This window comes from Rudanella paleaurantiibacter, from assembly GCF_009184635.1.
Classification (GTDB): Bacteria; Bacteroidota; Bacteroidia; order Cytophagales; family Spirosomataceae; genus Rudanella; species Rudanella paleaurantiibacter.
In genome coordinates, this window is the sequence record NZ_WELI01000005.1 from 720,758 (window position 1) to 733,149 (window position 12,392).

Here is a 12,392-nt window from a genome sequence, read left to right on the forward strand (position 1 = left end):
TGAGATTTGCAGACTCTGAACTGTCATCAATGTAGAATTACAAACGGGAAAACATCCCCCCAGTTGAATGAAGGCACGTTTTCCTATTCTGTTTGTAAAATTACAATGCCTCTATCTATTCTTTGCGGGCTTCCTGACGCATCTGAACGACTTCAATATCGTGTACATATTCCTGCAGCCTACTGAGAAAATTAACCAGCAGATGCGAATCGAAGAGGGTGCTCTGACTTTTATTGGTTGTCATATCCGGCGCTCCTGATGATACCCAGGTATAGACCAAGGAGTTGATTAGCTCAATGGGTCCTGAGGCCCGATCATTGGCAAGAAAGTCGGTTACTTCACGCACCAGCTCTTTCTCAAGCGCATACACATCAGGTTGAATTTCGGGCTGGTTCATGTCGTTTCTCGATTGATAATGTGGCGAATTGACAAAACAGCCGATACCCCCTCCAAAGGAACTTCTTTGCCACACACAAACCGGATCGACGATGAGGTTACCTCAGCAACCTGTCCTGAGCAAAAAGTATTTGTCCCCTCACCCGTCAGCACCACAATGTAACCACGTAGTTTTCTGTACCCCTCGGTCCTGATTTTCTTCACCAGTACAACATCTCGCTCTCCCGAATTGGCTCCCATCATAGCCAGTTCGATACCGGTTAATCCATGTGGCAGTTGGGCACCGAACGAACCTTGTCCGTTGGATGTCACACGACTCAACTCACTCATGGCCGAGGGCATCGTTTAGAAAGCCAGTGCTGTTGTTAAGTATCTGGGTACGTTCACCCAGTTCGCGCAAACGGTCCAACAGCCCCATGAAGTCCCGGATGTTTTTCCGCTCAATGTTCATATCGACCGGTGCGTTCTCAAGCCAGTATTCGAAAATGCGACGCATAAACTGGAACGGGATACCAGTCTCGTGGAGGTCACCAACTATAGGAAGTAAATTGAAGAGATCTTCCTGCGCAAATCGGCTGCGATTTAGCTTCGTCAGAAAGCGGCTTTGCCAATCATCCGTTGATGGGAACGTTTGGGCCTTGTTTTGGGCCGCTTGAGCAGTAGGGCTTGCAAAGTTTGCCCCTTCCCCATAGTTTTGTTGGGTAGACATTTGATTGAAACGTTAAATGTTCGACATGCCCCCTATGCCATTCCGCCAAGAACTAAGCATTGGGGGCTTTTTTATATCCTGTCAACTGGGTCTTACCATTTAGCGGGCAACCGTTTCGGTTCTGTATCGCCTTTTCAGACCTTCATTGACAGGGCAATTATACCACAAATATGTTATATATACAATAGTCAGAACTCAAGGTTTAAAGGTTATTGTGATTTCTGTTTCCAAGGCGGTAGCAATACGTTGTAGTGTATCGATTGTGAAGTTTTGCCCCCCTTTCTCATACCGGTTGATCGTCGTCTGCTGAAGCCCCAAACGTTCACCCAGTTCCTTCTGAGTGAAACCTTGCTTTTTCCTTGCCTCACGTATGATTTGGCCGACCTCCTCGATGATTTCTGACATGGCTCAATTGATATTGTATATATACAAAGTTATCATTCTGAAGATTGTCACCTTCATGAATTACCAGAAAATCTGGTAATTCATGAAGGTCGTTACTTCACCACCTTTAGAGCCAGCTCAACCAAAGACGCTTTCTCTTCTTCGTTGAGGTCACTGGTATCGACAGACACAAATTCGGCTCTGTGTTCGTGTCTTTGAACCAACCTTCCTGTGAGCTGAAGAATGTACCGCAAAGCTTTATCTGCGGGATACATCTCCACCGTCGGCCCATGCTCATTGAACGATAACTTCTTGATCCGTCCCTGCTCGTAAGCCTGGCTAAGTCCGATAAGATCCAATTCTACCACATCTTCGTAGTAAGGCTCTCCAACTACATCACGGTAGCCATTGGGGTTTCGCTTGAGCTCAAGAGCATAGCGGAGCCGTTGCAATTCCCGCTTACGCTGTTCGGCCTGATGGGCCTCGAGTTCTTTCCCTTCCAGACCCGCCACCCGGGCAAACTCCTTTTCCAGCTCTCGCTCCGCGTCCAGTTCGTCGATCAGTTGCTGTAAGCCCTTCCGGACTGTTGGCGTAGTGAGCTTTTTTCGAACGATGAGGTAATCATTTAGCCTTGTACGAGCAATATCAGAAAGGTGTTTGCCCGCTTCTTCGGCTGACATGAAGAGTTCTTTGAGCCGCTCTGAAATGGCCATGGCTATGATCGGATTCTGTCGAAGCCGGTAGCCAATGTATTTGGCCGACTTCTCCGAATATCCTGCCCGAATAGCTGCTGTCGTTGCATTGCTGTTGATTATATACTCTTCGACAAACCGTCTCTCTTTGGTCGTCATAGCTACTTTTGTCTACTTTGAGGTCTACTTTTGTTAAAGGGTTGGGAGGTGAGTGCCCCACCTCCCTCGGTACCAACTCGTTTATTGCCTTGTCGTCAATCGGTCATAGTCCAAGAGAGACGGTACAAACGTCCGTTGCTCTTCATTGTATTCAACTACACCTCTGCTGACCATGAATCTCATGGATGGTACAAGCTTTGTAATGTCGTTGAGGGCGTTCAAGAAACGCTCCTGAGCGTCAAAAAGCGCTTCTCCCTTCTCTGTCGAGATGTAAAGGGAGTTCTCTTCACGGAGCACCTCTTCTGTCTTTGGATCAATGGAAACATCGCCGTTTTCACCAATGATATAGAAGCGGATTACCTCATATTCTGGCTTAGGGTGTGCATTGTAAGCATTGTAGATTCTATAGAAGGTTTCGATGTCACCCTTGATTGCAGCAGCCCGCACACTCGAGCTCTTGATACCAGCTTTCTCCAGTTCGGTCTCTGCGGCCTTCTCAATCCCCTTCTGAATTACTTCTCCATGGCTATGCAAGAAGTCATTGAGGCCTCCACTGGTCACACGATAACTGCCTATGGCGTTAATTTCGTCTATTGCCTTCCTCAGCTTGGCAATCGAAAGTTTCACGACTGACAGTTCACGGTTGAATTTCTGTTGGTCGAAATGGATGAGTCTTTTGTTCATGGGATTAAGCTTGATTTAAAAGTTGATCTACAATTATGTCTGCCTCTTTACGGGCATTTGGCTTCTGTTTCGGCTCAGCCTGGCCTTGTTTCTGCTCGTTTGGCTTGTCTTGCCCAATCAAAAGATCTACTAACTCTTCGATCTGCTCTTTCTCAGTTTTTGCCATGATGGCGTTGGTTTAAGGTGAAACTGAATTGGTTTATTTACAATCCTTTGGCGCGTAGTGGATCTGTTTTGACGATATCCACGAGGGTTTTAATTCCCTCATCAATGCTGCTGATTCTGCGCGTATTCACTTCAATCTGCGTGAGGGAAATGAGCTGCTGACGGATAATGCCCCCCGTTTCGGCCTGCTGAATCCGAATGGCGTTGATCTGCCCGGCCAGCACACTCGCCGTTTCCTCGCTCACACCCTTGATGGCTCCGCTCAGCGACTTATCGCCCCCAGCCTTGCCGTCGGTCGGGCCAAACAAGTCCATACCGTAGGCTTTGGCGGCATCCTGCGCATCCTTCAGACCCTGGGTGTAGAGGTCGCTTAGCTCCTTACTCCGTCCGAAGAACCGCCCGAAATCGTCTACCCAGTTGTTGTCACCCCCGTCCACGCTGGCCATCAGGTCGTTTTCGAGCTCCTTGAGGGCCGGGCCGAGGGTGCGGCTGAAAATCATCTGACTCAGCAGATCTTCGAGAATCTTTTCGACCGAATCGCCGAATGCAATGGCCGCATCTTCCCCGTCGCGGAACGCTCCCACGAGGTTGTCGCGCAGTTCATTGCCCAGACCACCCGCCAGTTCGGAAATGACGCTCTTGATCTGCTCTTTGGCTTCTTTAATCTGCTCTGACCAGGCGATCGTGCTTTCAAGCAGGGCTTTAGTCGAGTCGTCAACGAGGCCGTTGGCAATGAGGGTTTTGGCCAGTTCGACGTTCAACTCCTCCACGCCGTCCTGCGTTTTCTGAATCAGTTGCGGGTACGCGGTAAGCAGGCTCGTAAACTCATCCTTCTTTTTCTTGCCGAACAGGGCCCCGGCAATACCGCCGTACACGGCCCCGAGGCCCGCCCCGATGGCCGTACCAATCACCGGGAGTACCGCCGTACCGATGGCGCCCCCGACAGCGGCCCCCGCTCCGGCGGCTTTGCCAACTTTGTTCCAGTCGATGGCATTGTTCTGGCCCACTTTGGCCTTGCCGCCCGCAAGGTCCTCCATCGCCTTTTCAAAGCCCTTGTTGGCATCGTTGAGCTTATCAATCCCGTCGCGGAGACGGCCGTCGAAGTTGCGCACAAACACCGATTCGGAGAGTTGCGTCTGTAGGCCAAGCTGCTCATTGAGGGCGATGTTGTACTGCTGCTGTTGGGCGTTTATGGCGCGGTAATGATCTTCCTCCGCCCGGCGTCGCTCCCGTGCCGATGAGGCCAACACATCCACCAGCGTAATCAGACCCTGCACCCCCGCCATGATAAGGTCGGTCTCATCGGCACCCTTCTTAAAAGTAGACAGCACGTTGTTCGCCTGGGAAGCCATACCCGACAAGAGCCGGGCCCCCTGCCCGATACCCCCGTTCACCTCGTCGAGGGCGTCGGCCATGTCGCCAATCAGTCCCGCCACCCGGGCGTAGGTGTTCAGGGTATCGTTGTCGAGCTGAACCCCCGTTTCCTTGATCTCCCGGCTCAGCCGTTTGTAGGCTTCCGACTCTTTGCCGACGAGCTCTTCCAGTACGTCCAGTGCAGCCTTAAGACGTTGTTGGCGGATTTGCAGGGCCTTGCGCCCCTCGGCATCAATCACGCTGTTGAGGTCGCGGAAGGCTTTCGTTGATTCAGCAACCGACATCCCCAGCTCCTGCTGCTCCTTTTTCTCCGCTTCGTTGATGCGGTTCAGCGTCCGTTGGTACGCTTCACCTTTTTCGGCTCCCGACTGCTTTTCCAGTTCGGCCCTCAGGTCAGCGTAACGCTTCGTGATGGCCAGCCGTTGCTCCTCCGAACCCACCACCGTTTGCAGGAAGCGGTCGAGCTCGGCCTTTCGTTCAGCGTTGGCCTGTTGCATGGCCTCGGCCACTTCGCGCCGGGCGGCAATGCCAAAGTCAGTATTGTTACCAGCCAGTTCACTTTGCTTCTGGCGCAGCACCTCCAGAAAGTCGGTGAGGCTTTTGGCGTCGGTGCGGGCTTTTTGCAGACTGTCACGGAAGGCGTCGATGGGAGCCTGTTTGCCCGTCACCCCGTCGCGTTCTACGCTCAGCAGGGCGAGGTTCTTAGCCTCGTCGGGGTTGATGGTGCCCTCATCGCGCCGGACTTCCAGTTTGGCGATCTGGGCGTTCAGATAGTCGAGGTAGGTCTGCCCACCCGCCAGCAGGGCCGAAAACTGGGCATCGGCCGTCTGCTTGTCCACGGCCGCCACCCATTGGCTGTAGAGGGTGTAGTTTTTCCGTTTCTCTTCGAGTTCCTCCTCGAACGATTTGCGCACCTGGCTCTGCCGGATGGCCTCGGCCCGGCGCTCCGCGTCGAGTTTGATTTTGGTTTGCTTCTCCAGCACGGCCGTGTTGGTGGAGGGCGTTTTGTCGATAATCTCCTGCGCTTTCTGGGCGATACTGTCCCAGTAGGAGATCGACCCGAACGGCCCCACCTTATCGGCCTCTTTGGCGGCTTTTTTCTCCGCTGCGGTCTGTTCGCCCGTCAGTCGGCGCTTGGCTTTCTCGTAGGCGTCGATCTGCTTTTGGTAGCGGTCAAACTCGGCCCGTGTCGCGCTCGACTCCTTCTGCTGTTTCTTAAGCGAGTCAATCTGATCATCGTACCACTGTACTGTTTTGGCGGCTCCTTTGGCGGCAGTGCCCTCAGCAGCCCCGGCGGCTTTGCCCACGCCTGTCAGGACGTTGATACGCTCTTTGAGTTTAGCCTGTACAGCCTCCTCATTGGAGATCTGCTGTTTTCGCAGCGTTTCACTCGACTTTTGCAGGTCTTTGCGGTACTGCTCGGCGGCCAGCACCCCACCCATACCGCCACCGGCCTGCATGGCTGATTGCATCCGGTCACCAGCGGCAAGATCTGAGGTGCCTGCTTTGGCCTGTTGTTGCCGGGTAATCGAATCGGTCAGCTCTTTTTCAATCTGCTGAAGCTCCAGCTTCTTTTTGAGCGATTCGATATAGCCGTTGATGAGCGCCGTACCCTCGCCCGTCTTCGCATTTTCGAGCGTGAGGGCTTTAAGGTGTTCGGGGCTAATGGCAATGAGCTCCTTGAGCTTTTTGTTGCGGGTTTCGCGGCTCAGGCCCTCGTTGTTGATCTGGGTACGGAGTACTTCGATCTTTGCAATCTCCGCCGATGCGGCTTCGGTGGCCTGTTTCTGGGCGGCTGTGATCGCTTCCTGCGCTTTGGCGGCACCGGTCGTTTCCCGGTTGTAGAGTACCACGGCCGCAATGAGGCCTGCCAGCACGGTAGCCGCGGCTACGTAGGGGTTGGCCAGCATGGTGCGGTTGAGCAGCTTTTGCGCCCCCTCCACCAATACCAGCGCCCGGAAGTGCGCCAGTTCGGCTAATGTCCAGCTTGATTTTGCAACAGAAGCAGCTATTACCGCAGCTGTATAGGCACCGTAAGTAATTACGAGTACTTGTAAGATGTCAAGTACCTTCTCGTAGTTCTCCACCAGTTCGGTTCCGGCGATGATAGCCCCACCGAGGGCCCCTTCCGACTGTTTGCCGATGTCGTTGAGCATCTGCGCCCAGGCATCTTTGAACCGCTCCACCAGACCCAGCAGGGACTTACTTTGCGCGTCCATCAGGCCGGCAAACATCCCGGCTCCGGAGGTCATGTTCTTGAAGGCTTGTTCAACCTGCGGGAAACCTACTTTGCCAGCCTCCACCAGCCCGTTCACTTTATCGACCGATACGCCCAGCACTTTGGCCAGTTCGGCGTAAATGGGAATACCGCGACCGGCAAACTGGCGAATGTCGACCGTGTAGGCCCGGCCCTGTGTGCGCAGCGTCCCGTACAGGTAGATCAGGTCGTTGATCGGTGCCGACACGCCCGATGCCACGTCGCCCAGCATTCGGATTTCACTAATGACGTTGTTGACGTTCGAGCCGTAGGCAAGGAGCTGTTTGGCGCCACCCGCGATGTCTTTGAGCCCAAACGGCGTTGTGGCGGCCGTCTGCACCAGATCCGCTACCAGCTTATCCGCTTTGGCCTTGTTGCCCAGCATGGTGGCGAACGCGATTTCTATCTGCTGGAACTCACCGCGTACCCGTACCAGCTCGGCGGGTAATTGCCGCAGGGCATCGAACGTGAAGTACCCGGCGGCCAGTTGGCTCAGGCGGGCAAACGCACTGTCCATCTTCGCCGTTTCCTTCACCGCCAGCCCCGACAGGCCCATAAGCTGTTGCTCCATACGCTTTATCTGCGCCCCAAACTGGGTGTCGTTGATGATTGCATCAAATGAAAGGGGTCCTGAGGAATTCATATCCTGATTGGTTTAGAGTGTGCAGGTTGATTTAATTGCATATCCAGCTGTTTTTGTGGAGGCCTATAATGGCCCTTTGGTAGAGTATGAAGTCGCTGCGGTTGCATGTGATCCGTTCGCAGAACTCAGATAAGTGTTCCCGGCTCCGGTGGCCCATTCTGAATCCAACGGTGATCACGTAGTTTCGGAAACTTGGATTCTGGTTCACGAAGAGGCTGTAGAGCATCAATATCCGGTCTTCGCTATTCGTCTGGTTCATGTAGGGTGTTTGCTGTTTAGGATTGATTGATAAGTGCTGTCCGCTATTGGCAGGTACTCTGAAATGTGGTTAGCTAGAAAGAAGTCTTGCCGAGTCATGGCATCGTAGATTACTACTACCTCATCTTCACAGTCTTCCAGGGTCACCATGCCATAATGAAACCAGTTGAATACCAGATGAATCGGCTTATCAAGTCGCCCTCTGACGGCCGATAAAGCCAGCACGTCGTTTGCCTTGATCGCAGCAGCTATTACCTGCCGGTGAAGTGGGTTCACTGGTTCAATCTGAATGTATGGGAGCTTATCCATGGCTTTCGGGTTTCTGGGTTAGGATTGCATCGATGAGGTTATTAAGCTGCTCATCGTCCAGTGAGCCGATTCTATTGGCAATGTCTGCCTTGTGTTCTCTCTGCTTTGGGAGGATGTATTCCAGAAATTTCAGGTAAGCCGTCACCCTATCTTTAGGCTCCAGCTTTCGGAAGTCTTTCTTCACGGTCGAAAATTGATCTTCGACCAAAGCAGCAATTCGACATTTCAGATCACTGGTTATCTTATTGGGGGTTCCTGCTTTACGCCCCCCTGTCTTCCTGCCATGTGCCATTGTTTTCTAAAGTAGATGGGTTTAGATGCTGGGGCCTCCACACATATTGGTGATCCGATTGGTAGGAAGGTCGTAGAACAGTTGAATCCCCTCTTCGTCGTTGTGCGTCGAACCATTGCGGTTTTTCGCTACGATGTTGATGAGCAGGTTGGCGTCGACAGGATGTCCGTTGGCATCTTTCGCGGAGTAGTAGGCCGGCCGGAATAGAAATACCACATTATCGGCATCCTGCTCGATAGCGCCGGTGCCCCGCAGATGAGCCAGTTGAGGCCGCTTGCTTGGAGACTTTTCTACTTCTCGGGAGAGCTGGGCAAGAGCAATCACTGGAATGTCGAGGCTATTGGCCATTTCCTTACACTCACGGCTTATCTCGGTTACCGCAGCATATTCGTCGTGATCTTTCCGACTGCCGGTCTTCGCCAGTTGCAAGTAGTCCAGTACGACCAGTTCGATACCGTGTTTCGCCTTCAACTGAGCCGCCTTCGATCGGATCTGGGGCATTGTGCGAAGCTTATCGAATACGTGGATTGGAGAGCCCCCTACAATCTCAACGGCCTTATCAAGCCGCTCAAAATCAATTGGCTCGTTATTGGCGTTGCACCCAGCGGCTACCTGAGCATTGCGGATACCGGTTTCGATGGCCAAGAATCGACGTGCCAGCTGCAACCTCGACATCTCAAGCGAAAACAGAACCGCAGGCTTCTTCTGCACGACCGATACGTTGTACAGAATCTGGCAGATTTCCGCCGTTTTCCCCATACCTGGCCGTCCGGCCATTACTGTCAGTGTAGAAGGCTGTAAGCCCTTGAGGTAGGAGTCGAGCTCATCAAGGCCAGTCAGTAAGCCCGGCGGTGTTCCCGTTTGGAACGACTGACGCGCCAATGCAGAAGCTTGTTTCAGAACGGCCGAAAATGGAGCATCTGCAAGCCCAATTAACCGGCTCTGTAGTTCAGTCAGTCGCTTGATCGACTGTTCTACAATAGTTAGGCCGTCGGCAATGCCTTCGGTTGCCTCCACCAACAGTTCCTGAGCAAGGCGGGCTGTTTGTACCCGGCAGTGTTCCTGCCAGATGATCTGACATTTGTAAGCCAGCCCGGCCGCTGCTCCTTTCGCGGCCGAGGTGTACGTTGTCAATCGCACCATCCACGGAAGCCCGAATGAGTCTTTCGGCCCGTGGGCCTTCGTCAGGGCGATATTGGTGCTCACAATATCCGTATCGTACCCCGACCGGTGGAGGTCCACCATGGCGGCATACACCTTCTTTTCATTGGCTCCTACGAAAGGCGTAGAATCAGGCAGAAGGCTCATAGCCTCCGTAATGGTACCTGGGCGGGTCAGAATTACACCCAGTATCTGGTTTTCGAGTTCGTTGGTCGTGTTCATTGGTCAGACGTTGAATAGGTTAGGTCAAGGCAATACTCAATCATGGCGTCTATGATGTCGAGCCGAACAGATGGCTCATCCGTAGCGGACTTTGCGGCTTCAATAATGCCCTCCTCTTCTGCGGGCAACTGGGCCTGAGGGATGTACACCAGTGTAGGAGTGCGTAGCCTTGGAATCAGAGCGGCTGTGTGTATCATAGGGCATCAGTCGGGGGTTTTGGATTTGAAGGAAGCCAGCTGAACGGACGGTGGAGTGTGGCGAATGTCTGTTGCCACATGTCGGCTGAGCGGTTCCGGCTCATCGGCCAGTATGTCGTTGCCCCACGACTCTCGATTCAGGTAGGTTTCGGGGTTACGCCTGTACCTGGGGTTCGGCGTATGGATCACGTACTGGGTAGTGTGCGATAGAGCGGCTTCTCGCTGGGCGTCGGTCAACCGGTTCCACTTTGGTTCGCAAACTTTCCGGTCCACCTTTTTACCGTAAGCCTCCCACCAGACATCGAACGGTATGTTTAGCTCAGGCCGAGCCACCCTGGGTTTTGGGGAGGGGGCGGTCGGAACTGGGGGAAGGGCTACCGCCGGAGGTTTTTTATTTTGGAGAAGCCACATCCACGCCAACCGGACAGTCACATCATCGCGATGAGCGACGGAGAGTATTTTAGTTAGTGTCTCTTTGTCTGGTGTATGGAGTATGGTTTCCTTATATATATAGAACCTCGGTAAAATTTGCTTAGGTCGTTGGGTAAGTTGTTGGAGAGGTTCTTGGGTAGGTTGATCCTCCACAGCATCAACCTCGGTAAAATTTGCGTAGGTTGACGGAGAGGTTAACGGGTAAGTTGATGGAGAGGTTAAGAAGTAATCCGCCCCTTTGCGGGCTCCTTTTCCGCGTGTGCTGACTGACAATAAACCCCGCTCCGACAGCCGTTTCCGGGCCGACTCCAACGTCTTGATGGCGATACCCGCCAACGCTGCCAGTGTCCCGTCGGTGAACGCCAACGACTCAGGCCACCGGTCTTTCTGTCCTTTCGCGTTGAATGCGTTGATGAGGCAGAAATACAGGTGTGAATCGGTCGGCATAAATGCCTCCTTGCTGTGAAGTTGCCAATACCGGTTTGCAAGGTCAATGTAGCGCATGGTGATCTAAGGCTTTAGTCTGACCGCTGAGGGTGTTGAGGGATGTAGCCACTGGGAGAAGGCCTCAAGGCTCCCCACAACAAGAATCTTCGGGGTATCAGACCCTCTTGAGCCACGGCCGGCCGCCTGCACCTCCACCAATTCTACATCGGGGGAGATCTCGATATGGATGGATTGCGTGCCAGCAATCACGATAAGATGAGGGCAGATCGTCCGTTTGAGCGCGGGGGCATACACCCCCAGTTTCGCCCTGTACTGGCTAACCGTGGGGAGTTGTGTGACGAAATGATTCTTTTCCCGCAGGTACGCAATCAGCCCCTGGGTCAAGTCCTGACCCAGGCGGCTACTGACAGAAAAGCCATTTCTGTCGGTGGGGAAGATGATAGGGAGCTGGGCTATCTTCATAGCCGCCGACCTTGTTTTACAGGTTGCTGACGGCTTTGGCGGGCCCGATGAGATACTCGGGTTTGCTCGTACTGAGCGGTTTGCTCAACAACTGTAGGTGTTCTTTGAGAGCGCACCCACGCCATTAAATCGAGTTTAGAGAAATAAGTGCGTCTTCTAACTTTACTGAAAGGTATTTCCCGACGGGAAACCTTGCCGTACAATGTTTGTACGCCAATCCCTAATAATTCGGCAGCTTGACCGTAATCTAATACCTCGTCGGAGATGGCAACTACCGGAGGCTGCGAATCTGAGCGGCCTGTAAACCGCTGCAACATCTCTTTGATTTCGTTTACATCATTCTGTAGTTTCTCTAAGTCAACAAGCATACGTCAGTTCGTTTAAGACTGACGCAAAACACAAAAAATGTTTACCCCTCATTCAAGCCCTAGGGGGTAAATGAGGGGTAAATGAGGGCTGAAATGAGGCCTGAAGAGCTAAAAATTTACGTTAATCAAGCTTTCCTTTGCTGGTTTCATTTTATGGATATCTTTTGTCAGACCGTCGTAAATAGTACTACCTAACTCGCTATACTGATCGTCTGTCTTGACTCTAAACCATTTCAAAAGCCAGCTTTCAACTTTCTTCTTTGGGGACGGTATTTTACCCGCATCTATTACCTGACGAAACACAAAAACCAAGGATGTTTGATTACACTCTAACTTTATCACGTCATTTGGTTCCTCTCCATTAATAACGACCCTCAGGTTTTCTTTATCAGTAACTGTAGCTGTGAAAGGGTCAAGAGCGTTAATTAGGGGAGTACGTGCGTCCTCGGCAATGAAAAGTGTTAGTTTATCTTCTTGAACTTGTACAGGAGGGACCTCCAGCCATTCTTCTACAAATCTTTCAAATGTGACAGTGCGGTAATTAGGGTCAATAATTGGTTGAAAGATCTTATCAATGCGCTCATCTATTTTACCAATGACTATCTCCTCAATTATATGCTCAACTGATATTTCGCGGTTATTATCATGCAAATATGTCTTGAACCCCTGAAAGTGAGCCAGTGAAAAATAGAGCAAAAATCTTAATTTTCACGGTAAACAAAAGGGAAATGAAAGCAAACCGATTCACCGAATCGCAAATGGTGGCCATCCTCAAACAGCA

The 12,392-nt window shown here is 52.2% G+C and carries 16 protein-coding genes; all 16 read right to left on the bottom strand.

The annotated features are described in order from the left end of the window. Positions 1–115: 115 nt before the first annotated feature. The 16 genes from F5984_RS15145 to F5984_RS15215 all read right to left on the bottom strand — a co-directional run bounded on the left by F5984_RS15145 (position 116) and on the right by F5984_RS15215 (position 12,307). Positions 116–397 (bottom strand): hypothetical protein, encoded by a 282-nt coding sequence (locus F5984_RS15145; RefSeq protein ID WP_152125059.1) that lies wholly within the window; start codon positions 395–397, stop codon positions 116–118. Next, the gene (locus F5984_RS15150; protein WP_152125060.1) at positions 394–738 is read right to left on the bottom strand and encodes a hypothetical protein; all 345 of its coding nucleotides are present in this window, start codon (positions 736–738) and stop codon (positions 394–396) included. Before F5984_RS15150 ends, F5984_RS15145 begins: the two co-directional genes overlap by 4 nt. Next, on the bottom strand, positions 719–1,105 hold the full coding sequence (locus F5984_RS15155) for a hypothetical protein (protein ID WP_152125061.1): 387 nt from the start codon (positions 1,103–1,105) through the stop codon (positions 719–721). Before F5984_RS15155 ends, F5984_RS15150 begins: the two co-directional genes overlap by 20 nt. 195 nt (positions 1,106–1,300) lie before the next feature. Beyond that, positions 1,301–1,510, bottom strand: a complete 210-nt coding sequence (locus tag F5984_RS15160; RefSeq protein WP_152125062.1) for a helix-turn-helix domain-containing protein — start codon at positions 1,508–1,510, stop codon at positions 1,301–1,303. A 92-nt stretch (positions 1,511–1,602) separates the two neighbouring features. Then, complete coding sequence (locus F5984_RS15165; RefSeq protein ID WP_152125063.1) at positions 1,603–2,340, bottom strand: terminase small subunit; 738 nt, start codon at positions 2,338–2,340, stop codon at positions 1,603–1,605. An 81-nt stretch (positions 2,341–2,421) separates the two neighbouring features. After that, positions 2,422–3,024, bottom strand: a complete 603-nt coding sequence (locus F5984_RS15170) for a hypothetical protein (protein ID WP_152125064.1) — start codon at positions 3,022–3,024, stop codon at positions 2,422–2,424. 4 nt (positions 3,025–3,028) lie between these two features. Further along, positions 3,029–3,190 carry a hypothetical protein gene (locus F5984_RS26560; RefSeq protein ID WP_185155523.1) on the bottom strand — a complete coding sequence of 54 codons (162 nt, stop codon included), beginning with the start codon at positions 3,188–3,190 and terminating at the stop codon, positions 3,029–3,031. A gap of 37 nt (positions 3,191–3,227) precedes the next feature. After that, entirely contained in the window at positions 3,228–7,463 is a 4,236-nt protein-coding gene (locus F5984_RS15175; protein WP_152125065.1) for a tape measure protein, read from the bottom strand. Positions 7,464–7,718: 255 nt separating this feature from the next. After that, positions 7,719–8,030, bottom strand: coding sequence for a hypothetical protein (locus tag F5984_RS15180; RefSeq protein WP_152125066.1), 312 nt, complete (start codon positions 8,028–8,030; stop codon positions 7,719–7,721). Then, positions 8,023–8,322 (bottom strand): hypothetical protein, encoded by a 300-nt coding sequence (locus F5984_RS15185; RefSeq protein WP_152125067.1) that lies wholly within the window; start codon positions 8,320–8,322, stop codon positions 8,023–8,025. Before F5984_RS15185 ends, F5984_RS15180 begins: the two co-directional genes overlap by 8 nt. Before the next feature lie 21 nt (positions 8,323–8,343). Then, positions 8,344–9,705: a replicative DNA helicase gene (locus F5984_RS15190; protein ID WP_152125068.1), complete on the bottom strand. Its 1,362-nt coding sequence runs from the start codon at positions 9,703–9,705 to the stop codon at positions 8,344–8,346. Next, entirely contained in the window at positions 9,702–9,902 is a 201-nt protein-coding gene (locus F5984_RS15195; RefSeq protein ID WP_152125069.1) for a hypothetical protein, read from the bottom strand. The genes F5984_RS15190 and F5984_RS15195 overlap by 4 nt, the downstream gene beginning before the upstream one ends. 6 nt (positions 9,903–9,908) lie before the next feature. Continuing rightward, a complete protein-coding gene (locus tag F5984_RS15200) occupies positions 9,909–10,838 on the bottom strand; it encodes a hypothetical protein (protein ID WP_152125070.1) in 930 nt (309 codons plus the stop codon). A 6-nt stretch (positions 10,839–10,844) separates the two neighbouring features. After that, positions 10,845–11,243, bottom strand: coding sequence for a hypothetical protein (locus tag F5984_RS15205; protein ID WP_152125071.1), 399 nt, complete (start codon positions 11,241–11,243; stop codon positions 10,845–10,847). Continuing rightward, a complete protein-coding gene (locus tag F5984_RS15210) occupies positions 11,240–11,611 on the bottom strand; it encodes a helix-turn-helix domain-containing protein (protein WP_152125072.1) in 372 nt (123 codons plus the stop codon). The genes F5984_RS15205 and F5984_RS15210 overlap by 4 nt, the downstream gene beginning before the upstream one ends. A gap of 108 nt (positions 11,612–11,719) precedes the next feature. Then, the gene (locus tag F5984_RS15215; protein WP_152125073.1) at positions 11,720–12,307 is read right to left on the bottom strand and encodes a hypothetical protein; all 588 of its coding nucleotides are present in this window, start codon (positions 12,305–12,307) and stop codon (positions 11,720–11,722) included. Positions 12,308–12,392 lie beyond the last annotated feature (85 nt).